The organism is Pullulanibacillus camelliae (genome assembly GCF_014642655.1).
Classification (GTDB): domain Bacteria; phylum Bacillota; class Bacilli; order Bacillales; family Sporolactobacillaceae; genus Pullulanibacillus; species Pullulanibacillus camelliae.
Genome location: NZ_BMIR01000009.1, coordinates 60194 through 78294 on the forward strand (window position 1 = coordinate 60194; position 18101 = coordinate 78294).

Annotated in this window: 19 protein-coding genes and 1 other annotated feature; of the genes, 17 read left to right on the top strand and 2 right to left on the bottom strand. The window is 42.4% G+C overall.

The features are described 5' to 3' along the window. Positions 1-469 precede the first annotated feature (469 nt). Positions 470-1591 (top strand): stage VI sporulation protein D, encoded by a 1122-nt coding sequence (gene spoVID, locus IEW82_RS10570; RefSeq protein WP_188693516.1) that lies wholly within the window; start codon positions 470-472, stop codon positions 1589-1591. 38 nt (positions 1592-1629) lie between these two features. Continuing rightward, positions 1630-2640 (top strand): YutH/CotS family kinase-like spore coat protein, encoded by a 1011-nt coding sequence (locus tag IEW82_RS10575; protein ID WP_188693519.1) that lies wholly within the window; start codon positions 1630-1632, stop codon positions 2638-2640. On the opposite strand, the gene IEW82_RS10580 is transcribed toward IEW82_RS10575, so the two are convergent. Continuing rightward, entirely contained in the window at positions 2637-2840 is a 204-nt protein-coding gene (locus IEW82_RS10580; protein ID WP_188693522.1) for a YszA family small membrane protein, read from the bottom strand. The two genes, IEW82_RS10575 and IEW82_RS10580, sit on opposite strands and share 4 nt — an antisense overlap. 468 nt (positions 2841-3308) lie before the next feature. On the opposite strand from IEW82_RS10580, the gene IEW82_RS10585 reads away from it, so the two are divergent. The 10 genes from IEW82_RS10585 to minD all read left to right on the top strand — a co-directional run bounded on the left by IEW82_RS10585 (position 3309) and on the right by minD (position 14596). Continuing rightward, entirely contained in the window at positions 3309-5948 is a 2640-nt protein-coding gene (locus IEW82_RS10585) for a valine--tRNA ligase (RefSeq protein WP_188693526.1), read from the top strand. Positions 5949-6055: 107 nt separating this feature from the next. Then, positions 6056-7378 carry a bifunctional folylpolyglutamate synthase/dihydrofolate synthase gene (locus IEW82_RS10590; RefSeq protein ID WP_188693529.1) on the top strand — a complete coding sequence of 441 codons (1323 nt, stop codon included), beginning with the start codon at positions 6056-6058 and terminating at the stop codon, positions 7376-7378. A 440-nt stretch (positions 7379-7818) separates the two neighbouring features. Further along, positions 7819-7983, top strand: a complete 165-nt coding sequence (locus IEW82_RS10595) for a diguanylate cyclase domain-containing protein (protein WP_188693533.1) — start codon at positions 7819-7821, stop codon at positions 7981-7983. A 119-nt stretch (positions 7984-8102) separates the two neighbouring features. After that, positions 8103-9146: a hypothetical protein gene (locus IEW82_RS10600; RefSeq protein WP_188693537.1), complete on the top strand. Its 1044-nt coding sequence runs from the start codon at positions 8103-8105 to the stop codon at positions 9144-9146. 656 nt (positions 9147-9802) lie between these two features. Beyond that, positions 9803-10474: a RadC family protein gene (gene radC / locus IEW82_RS10605; protein ID WP_308422155.1), complete on the top strand. Its 672-nt coding sequence runs from the start codon at positions 9803-9805 to the stop codon at positions 10472-10474. Positions 10475-10546: 72 nt separating this feature from the next. Continuing rightward, positions 10547-11581 (top strand): rod shape-determining protein, encoded by a 1035-nt coding sequence (locus IEW82_RS10610; RefSeq protein WP_188693541.1) that lies wholly within the window; start codon positions 10547-10549, stop codon positions 11579-11581. An 18-nt stretch (positions 11582-11599) separates the two neighbouring features. Next, positions 11600-12475: a rod shape-determining protein MreC gene (gene mreC, locus IEW82_RS10615; RefSeq protein ID WP_188693544.1), complete on the top strand. Its 876-nt coding sequence runs from the start codon at positions 11600-11602 to the stop codon at positions 12473-12475. Beyond that, a complete protein-coding gene (gene mreD / locus IEW82_RS10620) occupies positions 12472-12978 on the top strand; it encodes a rod shape-determining protein MreD (protein ID WP_188693547.1) in 507 nt (168 codons plus the stop codon). The genes mreC and mreD overlap by 4 nt, the downstream gene beginning before the upstream one ends. A 131-nt stretch (positions 12979-13109) precedes the next feature. Then, positions 13110-13784: a septum site-determining protein MinC gene (minC, locus tag IEW82_RS10625; protein WP_188693551.1), complete on the top strand. Its 675-nt coding sequence runs from the start codon at positions 13110-13112 to the stop codon at positions 13782-13784. 14 nt (positions 13785-13798) lie between these two features. Next, a complete protein-coding gene (gene minD, locus IEW82_RS10630) occupies positions 13799-14596 on the top strand; it encodes a septum site-determining protein MinD (protein WP_188693554.1) in 798 nt (265 codons plus the stop codon). Positions 14597-15050: 454 nt separating this feature from the next. Here the strand turns inward: minD and IEW82_RS10635 are convergent, their stop codons facing one another. Further along, positions 15051-15314 carry a hypothetical protein gene (locus IEW82_RS10635; RefSeq protein WP_188693558.1) on the bottom strand — a complete coding sequence of 88 codons (264 nt, stop codon included), beginning with the start codon at positions 15312-15314 and terminating at the stop codon, positions 15051-15053. A 56-nt stretch (positions 15315-15370) separates the two neighbouring features. On the opposite strand from IEW82_RS10635, the gene IEW82_RS10640 reads away from it, so the two are divergent. The 5 genes from IEW82_RS10640 (at position 15371) to rpmA (ending at position 18082) form a co-directional block, all read left to right on the top strand. Continuing rightward, complete coding sequence (locus IEW82_RS10640) at positions 15371-16126, top strand: M23 family metallopeptidase (RefSeq protein WP_188693561.1); 756 nt, start codon at positions 15371-15373, stop codon at positions 16124-16126. Positions 16127-16136: 10 nt separating this feature from the next. Continuing rightward, entirely contained in the window at positions 16137-16976 is an 840-nt protein-coding gene (locus IEW82_RS10645; protein WP_188693563.1) for a M50 family metallopeptidase, read from the top strand. 65 nt (positions 16977-17041) lie between these two features. Next, positions 17042-17114 (top strand) — a sequence feature (ribosomal protein L21 leader region). Between the two features lie 12 nt (positions 17115-17126). Further along, complete coding sequence (gene rplU / locus IEW82_RS10650) at positions 17127-17435, top strand: 50S ribosomal protein L21 (RefSeq protein ID WP_188693565.1); 309 nt, start codon at positions 17127-17129, stop codon at positions 17433-17435. A 13-nt stretch (positions 17436-17448) separates the two neighbouring features. Further along, positions 17449-17799, top strand: coding sequence for a ribosomal-processing cysteine protease Prp (locus IEW82_RS10655; protein ID WP_188693569.1), 351 nt, complete (start codon positions 17449-17451; stop codon positions 17797-17799). Then, a complete protein-coding gene (gene rpmA / locus IEW82_RS10660) occupies positions 17792-18082 on the top strand; it encodes a 50S ribosomal protein L27 (RefSeq protein WP_188693571.1) in 291 nt (96 codons plus the stop codon). Before IEW82_RS10655 ends, rpmA begins: the two co-directional genes overlap by 8 nt. Positions 18083-18101: the final 19 nt, after the last annotated feature.

Below are 18101 nucleotides of genomic sequence, written 5' to 3' on the forward strand. Positions count from 1 at the left end.
GCGGCGCCCGAGGAACACACGATTTTAGAGTGTTCCGAATCACGCGCCTTGCGCTCCCATCCACTTGGTCAGGCGATGAAGCCTCTTTCATATTGGATGATGCTCTAACTAAGGACAAGGACCGGGCATGCTTTTCGCCCGGTTTTTCTTAATATGGAAGATGATTTATGTTTGTGAATCAAGGGATGAGTGAAACAAAAAAGGAGACCTTTTTAGCAAAGGCCAGCTTCCCAAAATAATCCCCCTCAATATAGCAAAATGTTTTCTAGACAGATGAGTTTTTCAGCTCCTTTTATGTGAGCAGTTAAAAAAATTGAACCATGGCTCATTGTTATAGCTTTGCTTTCAGTATCTTAGAATCGGTAGCCAGTGAGTTTCCTAATAGGGGACGGACCTGATAACTTTTTTATCATAACCCGGAGACGAGTTGCATACATCTGTAATGATAACCGTGGAAAGGGTGAATAGCATGTCCCAGTCTTCTAGTCAGGACCTAAGATTTTCAATCAATGAGTCGGTCTGGTTAAGAAATGGTGAAAGTGCAGAAGATGTATTATCCATGGCATTGGAACCGGACATCACAATAGAAGAGAATCCGCATTATGTTTCTATCAAAGGTGCGCTTTTGTTAAATGGAGAGTACAATCCGCGTGAGGGAACACAGAAAGGAAATTTGTCTGACGATACATTTGAACGTCCCGATTTCAGAATTGTCGACCTCATAAAGGAATCCGATGAAGGAACGGTGTTATTTGAACATCGGTTTCCGGTTGATATAACAATCCCAGCGAATCGAGTCGATGATATTGACGATCTCTATGTGAGCGTAGAAACCTTTGATTATGATCTGCCCGAGGATGGGTGTATTCAACTTCAAGCAGAGGTTACGATATCAGGTTTGGTTGAGCCAACTGAAACACGAGAGGATAGTGCGGTCCGCAGTATCGAGGATGATCCAGAGGAGGGCGAGCAAGCTGAAGGAATAGAAGATATTGAGGAAGAGGAAGTTGAAACAGATGAAAGTGCCTTTGATCCAACGGAAACGATGCGCTTTGAAGCTTATCGTGAGCCTGTAGAAGAAGGTGAACAAGAAGAGGAAACGCCAGAGATCGAATTAAATGCTCGAGAGGAAGAAGAACACGAGGAGATGTTTGAGCCGACATTTTTAGAAAGAGCAGAAGAGGACGAAGAGGAAGAAGATGCTCAAGCCTATCAAGAAGAGATGGGAACAATGGATCATGCGTTTTATAGTGCTTATAATCGTTCGGAACAACCAGAGACCCCTCCAATAGATGCAGATACCTTTTTTGAGGAAGAAATGGTAGAGCTAGAGGATGATGATGTCTCTGTAAATGCTAATGTGGAACAAAAGAAGCGTTCTGAGAATGCTCTCTATCTTACTAAAATGCTAACAAATGCGGAAGAGCAATTTTCAAGAGTGCGCATGTGCATTGTTCAATCAGGGGATTCTTTAGAAAGTATCTCCGAACGGTACCAAGTCCCTGTAACAAGCTTACTAAGAAGAAATCGTTTGGATTCCGAATCCCTTGAAGAAGGGCAGATCATCTATATACCAGGAACCAAAAAATAGTAAAACCAACGACAATGGTTTTCTAGGTGGTGACGCATATGTCGGAGTCGGTACCGGACGCCTTGAAACGCGTCCTTTTTTACTATGGGTTGGAGCCGATTGCCATTCGACCGCATGGAAAGAGATTTCAAATTTTTACAAAAGATAATATCTATTCCCTGAAAAAAGTAACCTCTAAACAAAACCTGAGCCGCTCTCTGCAAACACGCAACAAGCTGTTAGCCTTATCCTTGAACGTCCCACCCATTATCACTACGACTGATGGATTACGCTATGTAACTGTGAACGGTGAGACTTATTATGTAACGCCTTGGTTAGAAGAAGTTCCTTTTTCTAATCAAAGAAAAAGCGACATCCTGGTTGATTATCTTAGTTATATTCATCATGCAACGGTAGAGCTTGAACCGATTGAGGACCCAAGAAAAGTAGATGAGGGACTGGAGCACCTTGAGAGACGTTGGAAAGGGCAATTAGATGGGCTAACGGCCTTTGTCCAGCGGTCTGATCACAGGATCTACCCGTCCCCCTTTGAACAGCTGGTGGCTGCTCATTATGCAATGTTTGTCCAAAAGACCCATCGAGCCATTCAGCAATTAGAAGTGTGGAGAGAGCATGTGAAAGAAATGCCGATGCAGCGGCTTGTTCAATGTTTAGGAAAGCCTGATCTTTCCCATCTCATCTTTCATGCGAGGGGACCGATGGTGATCAATATGGAATACGGGGGATTAGATACACCGATAAGAGATCTAGCGACAATGTTTGATTCGCCACATTTTCATTCTCGAGATTGGGTGAAATCCCTTAATCTGTATGAGACGACCTTTCCACTTAGAGAAAGTGAGAAGGAGCTTTTGCTAGGCTTTCTTCACTATCCTGGATCAATTTTCGAGACAGTGATGGCCTATGAAAGCTCGGAGTTGTCAAATAAGGAACTGCATTTTATTGAACAGTTTGAACGGATTCATCACCAAGAGCCAAAGCGAGCTGCGTTGATTGAAGCTTTAGCAGCACAGAAAGAAAAAGATCAGCAAAGCGACGAAACGCCTTAGATTAATCTTTTTAAGAAAACGATATAAAGAGCAATGAGGCCGACAAGTACTAAGACATCAAAGGTTGTTGGAAAGAAGATGGTGCGGATCATTTGAAATACTGCTAATGGGAGCACGATGATTTCAAAGCCTTCAATAAGTCTTCGAAACCACAAAGGGCAATTATAGCGATTGAATTGCCATTTATTTCGATTAAACATAGTCCTATCACCCCTTGTTCTAGTCTATGGTCTCTGTCTTTAGACGGTGCATGTATACCTCTTTTCTTTTATGGAAAGACTGTTTTGTATTCAAAGGGGTGAAATAAAGGCTTGACGTGTTGGCGCCTTTATCAGTAGAATAATGTATATAATAACTAGCCATGATGAATAAAGTGCTATCGGCATAAAGGGAAGAGTACGTGACTTGGATACCTGTAGAGAGGGAAGCTCATCGGCTGTAAGGCTTCCTAGGTGGAAAGCACAGAAGGTCGCCCATCTAGCTGCTCGCATGAACAGACGAGAGGTCTTAATAGTGAGAGCCGGTTACAGGTCGTTATTCTGTCAAGAGTGCACGTTTTTTTGTGCAAATAAAGGTGGTACCGCGGAGCGTTTTTCGTCCTTTTTGACGAGAAGGGCTTTTTTTATTGGTTAAAAAGTTATAAAGGTGATTCCAAGGAGGGATAGGCAGTGTCAGAAGAACAGCAATTACCAAAGAAGTATGATCCCACTGCTACAGAAGAAAAATGGTATGAAACATGGAAACAAAAAGGCTATTTCAAAGCCGAGCGTGATCCCCAAAAAACGCCCTATACGATTGTGATTCCACCACCAAACGTTACTGGAAAGCTCCATCTTGGGCATGCATGGGATGTCACCATGCAAGACTTACTCATTCGCTTTAAAAGAATGCAAGGCTATGACGCCTTGTATTTACCGGGGATGGACCATGCGGGTATTGCCACCCAAGCAAAAATAGATGCGCGTCTCAGAGAACAAGGCAAGAACCGTTATGAACTCGGCCGAGAGAAGTTTCTTGAAACTGCTTGGAATTGGAAAGAAGAGTATGCTGATTTTATTCGCAGTCAATGGTCAAAATTAGGTATATCAGTTGATTATTCACGTGAGCGCTTTACCCTTGATGAGGGGCTCTCTAATGCTGTCAAAGAGGTTTTTGTCCGTCTATATGAAAAAGGGCTCATTTATCGAGGCGAATACATCATTAATTGGGACCCTGCAACAAAAACGGCGCTTTCCGACATTGAAGTCATTTATAAAGATGTTCAAGGGCATCTTTACCATATGCGCTATCCATTGGCTGATGGCTCAGGCTATATTGAAATTGCCACCACTCGACCAGAAACGATGCTTGGTGATACAGGGATTGCTGTTCATCCAGATGATGAGCGTTATAAAGCGTTGATTGGTAAAAAGGCGATTTTACCGATTGTTGGCCGCGAAATCCCAATTGTTGCTGATGATTATGTCGATATGGCATTCGGATCGGGAGCGGTTAAGATTACTCCAGCACATGATCCTAATGATTTCGATATGGGGAACCGGCACGATCTCGAACGCATTCTTGTCATGGATGAGTCTGGCAAGATGAATGAGAACGCTGGAAAATATCAGGGGCTTGACCGCTTTGACTGCCGCAAGCAAATCGTTGCGGACATGAAGGCAGAGGGTGTACTTATTAAAATAGAAGATCACTTCCATTCCGTTGGTCATTCTGAGCGCTCAGATGCGGTTGTGGAACCTTATCTTTCTACCCAGTGGTTTGTTAAAATGCAACCTCTTGCGGATGCGGCCCTTCAGCTTCAAAAAGGTGAGGATAAGGTCCATTTTGTTCCTGAACGCTTTGAAAATACGTATTTTCGTTGGATGGAAAACATTCGTGATTGGTGTATTTCCCGACAGCTCTGGTGGGGACATCGCATTCCTGCTTGGTATCATAAGGAAACGGGAGAAATTTATGTTGGTAAAGAAGCGCCAGCGGACAGTGAAAACTGGACGCAGGATGAGGATGTCCTTGATACTTGGTTCAGCTCAGGGCTATGGCCACTTTCAACTTTAGGCTGGCCTGATGTAACTAATGAAGATTTCAAGCATTATTTTCCAACTAACGTTCTAGTTACAGGCTATGATATTATCTTTTTCTGGGTTGCTCGCATGATCTTTCAATCCGTCGAATTCACAGGGCAAAAGCCGTTTAAAGATGCCTTGCTTCATGGACTCGTTCGCGATGAGCAAGGTAGAAAAATGAGTAAATCTCTAGGTAACGGCATCGATCCGATGGAAGTGATCGAGAAATATGGAGCGGACGCCTTGCGCTTTACCTTGGCTACGGGAACAACTCCAGGTCAGGATTTACGTTTTCAATGGGAGAAGGTTGAGGCCAACTGGAATTTTGCTAACAAGATATGGAATGCCTCGCGCTTTCTTATCATGAATCTTGGTGAATTGACAGTTGATGATCTGCATTTAGATGGGAAACAATCGGTTGCTGATCGCTGGATTCTCTCAAGATTGAATACGACCATTCAAGCGGTCACGAAGCACTTAGATGACTATGACTTTGGGGAAGCAGGTCGTAAGCTATATGGCTTCATTTGGGATGACTTCTGTGACTGGTATATTGAAATGGCAAAGATCGCCCTATACGGAGACAATGAAGAGGTGAAGCTGAACACCAAATCGGTATTGGTTCATGTGCTTGATCATATCTTGCGCTTGCTGCACCCCTTCATGCCATTTGTTACAGAAGAAATTTGGCAACACCTTCCACATACAGGTGAAACGATCATGCTTAAAAATTGGCCGGAAACAGAGGACAAATGGGAGGACGAGGCAGCGGAACATGAGATGCAGCTGCTGCAGAGCATCATTAAAAGCGTCAGAAATCTTCGCGCTGAAAAGGATGTCGCTCCAAGCAAACCGATTGCGCTTCTGATTAAGCCGGCTTCGGAAAAAGAATTGGCGATCTTAGAGGCCAATTACTACTATATTGAGCGCTTCTGCAATCCCGAAACGCTGACACTGTCTTTATCTATTAGCGCCCCTGAGCAATCGCTCACGGCGATCGTAACCGGCGCAGAGCTTTATTTCCCGCTATCAGGTCTGGTTGATATTGAAGAAGAGCGGCAAAGATTACAGGCGGAACTAAAAAAATGGACAAGTGAAGTGGAACGTGTTCAGAAAAAGCTTAGCAATCAAGGTTTTGTTGCCAAGGCGCCAGAAAAGGTTGTTGAGGCTGAACGTGCCAAGGAAAAGGATTATTTGGAGAAACAAAGGAAGGTTCAAGAACGTCTGGCTGAATTAAATGCTTAATCACTAGAACGGCTCTATCATTTTACAGAAGGAGTGATGGCTTCCTAGCCATGACTCTTTCTGTCTTGAGCTATATTATATATTCTGAGATAACTGAAGGTGAGAGTATGTTTTCTGATGTTTCTGAGGTAAAAAAATGGTTGGAGCAGTGGCTGACTTTTGGCATAAAGCTTGGACTGGAAAGAATGGAATGGATGTTGGAACAGCTTGATCATCCTGAACATCGCATGCGGACCGTGCATATTGGTGGGACAAACGGGAAGGGGTCGACGCTTTCTTATTTAAGCCATATATTAAGAGAAGCTGGCTATGAAGTAGGTGCCTTCACGTCACCTGCGCTCTATCAATTTAATGATCGCATTACAAAAGATGGACTACCTATCTCTGATACCGAGCTTATTGAAGCGGCGCAACAAGTCAAACCTGTTGCGGAGGGGCTTGAGGCGACAGATTTGGGTGCGCCGACAGAGTTTGAAGTGATCACAATGATTGCTCTCGTTTATTTTGCCAAAATCAATCCGTGTGATATTGTGCTCTTTGAAGTAGGACTTGGAGGACGTCATGACTCCACGAACGTGATTAAGCCCCTGCTCACGATTCTTACCAATGTTGGTCATGATCACATGAAGCAGCTTGGCCCTACGCTTGAAGCAATTGCCTTTGAGAAAGCAGGGATTATCAAGCCGGGTGTGCCCTTGATCACAGCAGCTGATGGAAATGCTTTTGAAGTCTTTAAAGAAATAGCTGAAGAAAATCACGCAAAGGTTTATCAATTGGGACAGGCTTTTAAGATTCAAGCGACTGAAGAAAGTCAGACGTTCACTGAAATCTTTGACATAAAAACACCTTTTCATGCTTATCCTGCTTTAAAACTTAATATGATTGGCCAGCATCAAATAAAAAATGCTGCCTTGGCAGTCATGGCTGCGGATTATTTACAAGTCTTCTACTCTTTTTATATTGAAGAAGCCGCTATTCGTAGAGGGTTAGAAAAGATGCGCTGGCCGGGAAGATTTGAACGGCTTTCTGACAAGCCCCTTATCCTCGTCGATGGCGCCCATAATTTAGAGGGGATGCAAGCGCTCGTCCGAACGATGGAACAACATTTTCCTGAGAAAAAGATTACGACGCTCTTTGCGACTTTAAAGGATAAGGATAATGCAGGGCTATTACGTGAATTATCTAAGATCAGTGATCGCTTGATTTTGACTGGCTTTAAATTCGAGAGAGCTCTCAATCCTCAGAACGTCTTACCGTTGGTTCCAAAAGCAATCAAGGCTCAAGTGGTGAGTAGGTGGCAGGAGGCTTTGGAACAACTTGTAGAGGAGATGAACGGGCAAGATGAGCTGTTGCTGATCACTGGATCATTATATTTTGTTTCACAAGTTAGAGTCTACTACAAGCAAAATCAATCTTTGGAAAAACGCTGAGTGCTAGCCAGCGTTTTTTTTAAAGATCAGAAAGCATAAAATTTCTGGTCATGAGGACGGTGCACGATTTCGCTCCAGGCCGCTCGCTTTCCGCGGGGAAGCGGTAAGCCTCCACGCAGAAAGCGCGCGGTTAAGGTCTTACCGCTCTCCCACTTCCCGCAGGACTCTAGTCTCCGCATCACGAGTCAGCGGTGCCCGAGGAACACACGATTTTAGAGTGTTCCGAATCGCGCGCCTTGCGCTCCAGTCCACTTAACCAGGTAATGAAGCCTCTTTCATATTGGATGATGCTTATGCTAAGGACAAGGATTGGGCATGCTATTAAGCCCGGTATCTCAGACTATCAGAGTTTATAACTTCGTTGTCCCTCTTAAGCAGGAGGCCTATCAACTTGCTGAAGAGATTCGCATGCAGGTAGCCATCCCTTTGTGTATAAGTGAGTGTCTACAGGTGAATCAGGCGATCAGGTTACGGCGAGTATTGGTGTCGTAACAGTACCAATTCATGGGAATAATTCGATGACATTGATACGCACTGCCAATCGAGCCGTGTATTCAGGTGCGAAGCAAAAGGGACGAAATCGAGTCGCTTCCTATATTTTATAAGAAAAAAATGTGATAATTTGCCGATAAATAAAAAGGATGAGACGACAAATGTCTTGTCCATTTTTTTTGTTCATGTGCTATTCTTCATTCGAAGTCGTCGTTGAAAGGGGAATCTGTCGATGACACGTTCTAAACCTAACGAACAACAGCATCGTGATACCGATGATATCATTGTGAGCTTCAATGGAAAAGAGCATCGGCTACAAGAGTGGACAAGAAAGCAAGTTGCAGCAGCTGAGGAGGACCATTCTTTAGATTGGAAAAAAACATTTCAAGATCAAAAGCGTATTGATGAACCAGACTATAGCGAACCTGCATCGACAGTACTCACAAGTAAACATAGAAAGAAGAAGAAAAAAAAGAAGCGTTTGCCAGTGTCGGGGCAGAAGAAGTCACGGTCGACAACGTTTACAACCTTCTTTAAGCATATTTGGATGCCCTTTATCACAGCCATTATTGTTGGGCTGGGTATTGGATTTACGGTACTTATACTTTTTTCGCATAATAGTAAAGCACCAACAGATACTGAAACGTCCAGCCATCAGAGCCAGACTGCTACGAATACATCATCAGAAGAAAAGAATAATCAGAATGCCAAGGCTTTGGCCCTTACACTTACTGAAATCCAGGGAGGCGTATTCACAACACAGAAAGCGGCAGAGGCAGGGATGAACGATCTCAAACAACATAGCGGATTACCGGCAGCGGTGATTAAGGATGGGGAGCGTTATGCTGTATTTATTGGGATTGTCTCCAGTGATTCGGCTAAGGCTCAGCTAACAAACACGTTTACTTCAAAAGGCGTAGACATCTATAGTAAGAGCTGGTCTTATAGCGTTCAGTCTGTTCATGCAACAGATCGAGTGTATCGCGATTTACAGGAAGGACAAAAGGCCTTCTCAGCCTGTCTCGATGCATCCAGCCAGTTTTTGGCAGGTGGAGAACCAAGTCAGGCAGCTTTAAATAAAGCCAAGAAAGCTTTGACAGACTTCCAATTGCCTAAAGCATCACAGGCGGAGTCCAGCCAAATTTCACAGTTAAAAACACTGCATGATAAGTTAATGACTGCTTTCAACCAAATTAAGAGTGGAGAGACAGGACAGCAGTCTCTTCTCGATGCATTAAATGTCTATCAAGGGATTTTACAGGGCCTTGCTAAATAATAAAGAGGCAGGAACAGAAGGATTCAGCTCATAGAGCATCCGGATGCATTCACAATTTTAAGAAATGCGTTCGGATTTTTGAGCGAGTGATGAAGTGCTCTGTCAGCACATTTGCTTTCCATGGGCACGTCCTTAGCTAATTTGGGAATAGACTATTTATTTTCCCAAATAGATCTTCGGACATGCGCTATTTCCGTAGGAGTCTCCGTGTTTTGACTGCGCATCCAGTTTTCCTGCCATTTTTATAATTTTATCGCTCGGCATTAGGGGGGAGTCGTTTTGTCTCACCCTCTTTTTTTGGTTACACTTGTCATAAAATGACTGGTTTTGACGAAAGCTTAAAGAGAGTGAAAAAGTAAAGGATTATCTCCAGTTTTCTCGTGACAAATGAGCGGGAGTGCGTTACATTTAATATAAACAGTAAAACGCCTCCCAAACGGCTTATCATAGGCCGCTTAATGATTATTCCTTTCATTTTTTCCTCTTTCACATGCGTTTTCCACATCACTACTTCAGTTGACCCTATTCGACATTTATTTAAAGAGGATAATGCGTTTCAGGCCTAAAGTCGAACTTGCGGATCGTTTCCACTGCGGCATCTTTGTCAGTCATGAAAATTTTTATAAGGAGGAATATTTTTGACAAAGTCAATGCTGATGGTCCGTGATGTTCCAAAGGAAGAACGCCCTAGAGAGCGGTTGATCAAAGAAGGGGCTGGCCGTTTAACCAATCAGGAGCTTTTATCCATCGTGCTAAGAACGGGCCTGCGCAACGAGTCGGTGATGCAATTAGCCCAAAGAGTGCTGACTCAATTTGCAGGAATGCGCGGTCTAAGAACAGCAACTATTGAAGAATTGATGGCCATCAAAGGGATAGGAAAGACCAAGGCTGTTGAAATTCTTGCCGCTATTGAAGTGGGAAAACGACTGATAAAGGAAGCGGATGAGGAGCGCTACGTGATTCGTTCGCCTCAAGATGGTGCGAATTATGTCATGGACGATATGAGGTTTCTTTCTCAAGAGCATTTTGTCGCTTTATTTCTTAACACGAAGAATCAAGTGATCCATCGTCAGACTATATTCATCGGCAGTTTGAATGCCTCCATTGTTCATCCAAGAGAGGTTTTTAAGGAGGCCATCAAACGCTCGGCAGCCTCCATTATATGTTTTCATAATCATCCCAGTGGGGATCCAACTCCAAGTCGTGAAGATATTGATGTGACTAAACGCTTAGTGGAATGCGGATTATTGCTTGGAATTGATGTTTTAGACCATATTGTTATCGGGGATAGAAAATTTATCAGCTTAAAGGAAAAAGGTGTCGTTTAAGACTATTCAAGTGATTCTATTTAGGATATAATTTAATTTATGAGTTTTGCAACATGAAGGGAGTTTACATAGATGTTAGGCGGATTTTCCAAAGATATGGGTATAGACCTTGGGACTGCAAATACACTTGTTTATGTTAAAGGGAAAGGTGTCATCCTTCGGGAGCCATCTGTTGTCGCTAAGAGAACAGATACGGAAACGATCGAAGCGGTGGGAAATTCTGCTAAGAACATGATTGGAAGAACCCCAGGGAATATCGTGGCACAGCGCCCTTTACGCGATGGAGTGATTGCCGATTTTGAAACCACGGCAACCATGTTAAAATATTTTATTAAGCAAGCCTATAAACGCTCGGTTTTTGGTAGAAAACCGAATGTGATGGTTGGTGTGCCATCAGGGATCACAGCTGTGGAAAAACGAGCTGTTGAGGATGCAACGAAGCAGGCGGGTGCAAAGGAGGCCTTTACTATTGAAGAGCCATTTGCAGCGGCGATCGGTGCAGATCTCCCCGTATGGGAACCAACAGGAAGCATGGTCGTAGATATTGGCGGCGGAACAACTGAAGTTGCCATCATTTCTTTAGGCGGCATTGTCACCAGTCAGTCCATTCGTATCGCTGGCGATGAATTTGATGAGGATATCATCCAGTATATCAAGAAAAATTATAATCTGATGATCGGGGAAAGAACGGCAGAGCAATTAAAGCTACAAATTGGATCGGCAGGAAAACCAGAGGAATACGAGGACATGGAAATTCGTGGACGTGATTTATTAACGGGTTTACCAAAGACGATTAATGTGACTGCTGAAGAGATTGCTGAAGCATTAAAAGATACCGTTGATCAGATCATTGAAGCGGTAAAGAACACATTAGAAAATACGCCACCTGAGCTCGCTGCGGATATTATGGATAGAGGCATCGTTTTAACAGGCGGTGGTGCATTGTTGCGTAATCTTGATAAAGTATTAAGTGATGAAACACAAATGCCTGTTATCATTGCTGAAAATCCGATGGATTGTGTAGCAATTGGTACAGGACGTGCGCTAGAAAACCTTGCCGTGTTTAAATCACGTGCAGGAATAACCTCAAGATCTGGATCAAAGTAATCTGAAGTAGGTGTGAATATGCCACCCTTTTTTTCAAATAAAAAGTTGATTTTATTATTAACAAGTTTGATATTGCTGGTTGCACTTATCGGCTTTTCGTTAAAAGAGCGCAAGCAATTATCTTGGCCAGAGCAATTCATTCATGATACGGTCGGCTGGTTTCAAGTAGTACTCAATAGACCCGCTCAATATGTAGCGGGTTTCTTTGAGAACATTGAAGATATTAAAAACGTATATGAAGAAAACAAAACCTTAAAGAAGCATCTACAGGATTATGCGCAATTAGATGCGAAATACGATGATCTGAAGCAAAGATATACGTCATTAGAAAAGCAGTTACATATTAACTCGACTACAGACATCATGGCTTCTAAAACACATATTGCGTTAGTCGTTAGTCGTTCTTTTGATGGCTGGAATCAACAATTGACCATTAATAAAGGCAGACAACAAGGCATTGAAATTAATGATGCGGTCGTCACAGCCGATGGATTTATTGGTAAGGTTAAGACTGTTAGCCAATTTACAAGTACTGTTACTTTAATCACTGATCAAAAAAGCAATAACGAAATATCAGTGAAGGTGATAAATAAAGATGGAACAAATGGCATGATTGAGGGCTATGATCCTAATAAAAATGTACTCTTATTAAAGAAGCTTCGCGTCGATGCGAAGATCAAAAAAGGGGACAAGGTTGTAACCTCAGGTATGGGCGGTGTCTATCCAGCAGGACTCTATATTGGTAAAGTAAAAAGCGTCGGTTCTGATCGTTACGGGTTGTCGAAGAATGCTGAGATTGAACCTGCTGCCAATTTCAACAATATTGATTATGTTAATGTTGTTGAACGGAGTGCGATTTCTGGCAACGATTCGGAAGGGGACAACGGGCAGTGAAGCAGGTGAAATTATTTATTGTCTTGCTGGTGTTCTTATTGCTACAAGGTACGGTATTTCAAGTGTTTTCGCTGCGTTCCTTTGGCTATAATCTCATCGCAGCACCGCATTTTATTCTCATCGGTGTACTTATGATTGGCTTCTTTTATTCACGAACCATTGCCCTTCGTTATGCTTTGATTTTCGGTTTCCTTATTGATCTGGTCTACACGGATGTATGGGGTGTCTATGCTTTTTGCATTACGATTACCACTTACGTTTTGCTTTTGGTGGGCAAACACTTTAATACCCATATTGTTATTATTTTATTGACTGCAATGATTGCTACGCTTTTGCTGGATATGGAGGTGTATGGGATTTACACATTGATTGGCATTGCCAAACAGAATTTTACATTGTACACCCATCAGCATTTAGCACCTACATTGATTCTGAATAGCGTCTTTACGGTGATTTGTTTCTATCCATTAAGAGCCCTATGTGAACGTTTAAAAGAGAGTTGATGAGGAGCGCTCCTTAAGGAATGTCTATTTAGATTAGAAAACTAGCAAATCTCAAACATTCTTTTATGAAAAAAGGATATTCCAGCCCTAGCGTCGAAACATTTACATAGAGTGTTGAGGTGAACGACATAATGGCAAATAAACTACCACTTGTGACAATTAAAGGAAAAAAGGATGGTCTCATCCTTTTGCTAAATGATCGTTGTTCCTATGAAGAGCTGATATCGGAATTAAAAGAGAAACTTTCTGGTCAGGGAAGTTATTTTCATGAGGGTCCTCTCATTTCAGTGAAAGTTGAAGTAGGCAATCGCTACTTAACTAAGGAAGATCGTGAAGAAATTCAAGACATTATTCGTTCCGAAAAACAGTTATTCGTGGCGGAAATCGTTTCGAATGTGTTGTCGAAGGATGAGGCTGAAGAACTTAGAAAACAGGAGCAGCTCACGACTCTAAGGCAAATCATTCGCTCTGGTCAAGAAGTGATGATCGAAGGGGATATTTTATTAATAGGAGATGTCAATCCAGGTGGTAAAATCATGGCTACGGGAAACGTTTATGTATTAGGGGCGTTACGTGGGATTGCTCATGCCGGTTTTAAAGGTCGAGAAGATAAAGTGATTGTCGCTTCAGTGATGAAGCCCTCCCAACTTATGATTGCTGATGTCATTAGCCGATCGCCAGATATCATAAATGACGGTAACCGTGTGATGGAGTATGCATTTGTTGATCAACAAACGAAGCAGATTTCTGTAGAACGATTACAGACATTATTTCGGAGATCCCTTGAATCTGCCGAGCGATTGTAGAGAGGTGAAAGAATATGGGGGAAGCTATTGTAATTACTTCAGGAAAAGGCGGAGTGGGTAAAACCACAACCACAGCGAATATTGGTACAGCCTTAGCCCTTCAAAATAAAAAGGTATGTTTAGTTGATACTGATATTGGACTTCGAAATCTCGATGTCATTATGGGATTAGAAAATCGCATTATTTATGATATTGTAGATGTGGCAGAAGGCCGTTGTAAGCTAAGTCAAACCTTGATTAAAGACAAGCGTTTTGAATGCTTGAAGCTTGTGCCTGCCGCACAATCAAAGGATAAGACATCGATCACCCCTGAGCAAATGAAAGACATTGTTGATGAGTTAAAGCGTGACTTTGACTACGTGCTCATCGACTGTCCTGCAGGAATCGAGCAAGGATTTAAGAACGCTGTGGCCGGAGCGGACCAGTCCATTGTTGTAACAACACCGGAAAATTCCGCTGTCAGGGATGCCGATCGTATTATCGGTCTTTTAGAGAAAGAAGAGAGCGTCGCCTCGCCCAAACTGATCATTAATCGAATTCGCAACCATATGATGAAATCAGGCGGTATGTTGGAAATTGATGAAATTCTGGACGTTTTGGCTATTGACCTTTTGGGCGTTGTCGTCGATGACGAAGAGGTCATTTCCGCATCGAATAAGGGTGAGCCCATTGCACTTAATCCTTCTTCACGCGCTTCAATTGGTTACAGGAATATCGCCCGGCGAATATTAGGAGAGTCTGTCCCGCTCATGTCTCTTGATGAAAATAAGGGATTTTTTTCTCGAATGAAAAAATTATTAGGCATGCGTTAGTAAAGAGATCTACAGAAGATCTCTTTTTTTATGCTATCACCTAGATTATTCATAGAAGTTCTCAAAACACAGTAAAAAGGCTTATCTATCAAGTGGTTTATTCTGTATTTCAACGCATCAAATAAATGAAAAAAGAATCCGTTTCTGATAAGGTTAAATCACCACAAAATAACCACCGGAAAGGCTTCTTATAATGGCTCCTTTACTCATAATAGCGTAGGTTAATTTGGCAACACTTGCTGATGAATTACAAACCAAATCAGTGCTACATTACGAAAAGGAGCCGGTTACTATAAAGAATAACATAAAATACATGGGTTTAAACGTGGCAAAAAAATACCGTTTGGCGCCCCTTTAGTGTGTGATTTGAAAAATCACATCAGGAGTACCAGGCAATAAAGGCTATGTTAAGTAAAGAGTTGGGTTCTATTAAATGTCCTAGGATTTCTTATTGCTAGGGAGTTTTTGATATTTTGACACCGGTTTTCGTTCCTTTGGAATCGGCATTTGTTACCCTGTCTCTGGCTTTTGTTGCGCTCACCTCTAGATTTGGAAACTTGCCCCCGGATTCATTCTCTTTTCGTAAATTTCGGACTTTATTTGTTAATTTGGTCGAGGCCTTTGTTAAAAAGGTCCTGTCTTTTGTTCCGATAAACATCATGGTACTGATAAAATGTATAGCATTGGAGTAAAAAATTCTTCTGAATATTGGCGTCATAACTCGTCCCTCCTCCTCATAGAGTGGTATTAAGCAAGAGTAGGGGGTTACTACTGATGAATCGAATGAATGAGATCAAAAGGCGCCACAAACAGCGTTCAAGACGAACAAGCCTTCCAATGGATATGCCGAGTTATCGTCCAATACACCAAGAGAATCCAATGCCTCCAAACAAGAATCACCCATTGTTTAAAACGAATATTTTTATTATGAAATGTTTGATAGCTGCCATACTTGTTTTGGGCGGAGCCATCCTTTATAAAACGAATATGCTTGCTTCTGTCCCTAAAGCAAAGAGTATTGTGTCAATGGCTTTAAATGATGAAATGAATTTTACGGTCGTCTCTAAGTGGTATGAAAAGGCCTTTGGACAACCGCTCGCCTTTCTTCCCACAAATCAGCATAAGAGTCAAAGCGCGTCCGGACAGGATGATGGCAGAGCCTCACAAGACTTTGCCGTTCCAGTCAGTGGGACTGGGACGGTAACTGAAGGCTTCTCTTCAAAGAAAAAGGGCATTACGGTTGAAGCGGCAGCAAACGCAGAAGTCAAAGCCATTGATAGTGGACTTGTGATATTTGTCGGTAACAAAGCAGGCATTGGTAAAACGGTTGTGATTCAGCATAAAGATGGTAAGGAATCGTGGTATGGCAAGCTTAGGAATGTCGATGTTAAACAATATGACAATGTGAAAAAGGATCAAAAACTGGGTACAGTGACAACGGAAGACGGAAAAAATAAGGGAAGCTTTTATTTTGCCATTAAAAATGGAAAGTCATTTGTTGATCCTATCCAGGTGATTTCCTTTGATTAAGGGAATAAGGGTGTTAAGAAAAAAAGTACATATCCACCCAGTTTTTTGGATCGTGTTTGGCACTGGCGTTCTCACAGGACACTTTTGGGATGTCACTGCCATTTTTTTTATTGTCATGATGCATGAACTAGGGCATGCGCTTGCGGCGCTCTTTTTGGGCTGGCGATTAACATCGATAGAATTGCTTCCTTTCGGTGGGGTGGCAAAGGTGGATGAAAGTGGAACGCGTCCATTCCAAGAGGAATTCATCGTGACGCTTTCTGGACCTATGCAACACCTGTGGCTTCCTTTTGTGTCTTTCCTTTTATTGATGACACCCTATTGGAATGCGACTAACCATGAAATGTTCTTGGAGAAGAACTGGATGATTCTATTATTTAATCTGTTTCCCATTTGGCCATTAGATGGTGGAAAGCTGCTATTAATTGTGCTATCCAGGTATTTTCCATACCGCCGGGCGTATCGTCTCGCTTTGCTAAGTTCCTTTCTATTCTTGATGCTCTTAACGCTCTGGGTAGCCTTTCATCGGACGATTCTTTTGAATTATTTTGTCATCGCTCTCTTCCTTCTTGTGATGTTGATAAAGGAATGGAGGCAGCAGCGCTATGTCTTCATGCGGTTTTTATTGGAGCGCTGGCAACATTCAGCTTTAAACGAGCTTAAAAGTATGACCGTCAGTGTGCCAAGTGATATGGCATTAATGGATGTTGTAGAAATGTTTTATAAAGACCGGCATCACCAGATTAAAATTCAAGGAAAAAACGAGGAATACCTCATCACAGAGAAGCATGTGTTGAACGCTTTTTTCAACGGAAATTATTATAATCAAGCGATTGGAAAATTGCTTTAACATATTTTAAGACGATTGACAGTGTGATTAGGATTATGGTAAGATTTTAACGTTAGACTTTGGAGCACCGGCTCCAACCGCACGAGATGGGTTATAAATGCCGATTGGCTACCTGTTTTGGCGAGTCTGAGAATTAGAGGAGGTGCAGGGATGTACGCTATTATTGAAACTGGTGGTAAGCAATTAAAGGTTGAAGAGGGGCAAACACTTTTCATCGAAAAATTGCATGCTGAACCAGGAGAAACAGTAACTTTTGATAAAGTCCTTTTCGTTGGTGGAGATAACGTAAAAGTTGGACAGCCACTCGTTGAAGGCGCAAATGTGACTGCAAAAGTTGATGAGCATGGAAAAGGCGATAAAATCGTCGTATTCAAGTTCAAAAAGAGAAAAAACTATCGTCGTAAGCAAGGACATCGTCAGCCTTACACAAAAGTTACTGTTGAAAAGATTAATGCATAAGTAGGACATTATTATGATTCAGGTTAAAGTGGAGCGCGATGAACATAAGCAGCTGAGGTCTGTCCGGATATCAGGTCATGCAGATTCTGGTCCGTATGGCTATGATCTCGTGTGTGCGGGGGTTTCGGCTGTGACCTTTGGGGCTGTTAATGCAATCGAGGAATTGTGCCAGGTTGAATTGGATATTGAGCAGGCAGAAGATGGAGGCTACCTTCATTGTTCAGTTCCTGATTCCTTTCGAACGCAGCCGAATGAGCATGTTTATGTATTGCTCGAGGGCATGATTTCTTCATTAAAAACCATTGAGGCTTCTTATTCTGAACATATACAAGTTAATGATCAAGGAGGTGGATGGCGTGCTTAAGCTTGATCTTCAATTTTTTGCTTCGAAAAAAGGGGTCGGTAGTACAAAGAACGGCCGTGACTCTATTGCGAAACGCCTTGGTGCAAAACGTGCCGATGGTCAATTCGTAACAGGAGGCTCCATTCTTTATCGTCAACGTGGGACGAAAATTTATCCTGGTAACAACGTTGGACGCGGTGGAGACGACACACTTTATGCAAAGGTTGATGGTGTTGTAAAATTTGAACGCCTTGGCCGTGATCGCAAGCAAGTAAGTGTATATCCTGTAGCAAAAGAAGCATAAGTATAACAAAAAACCAGCC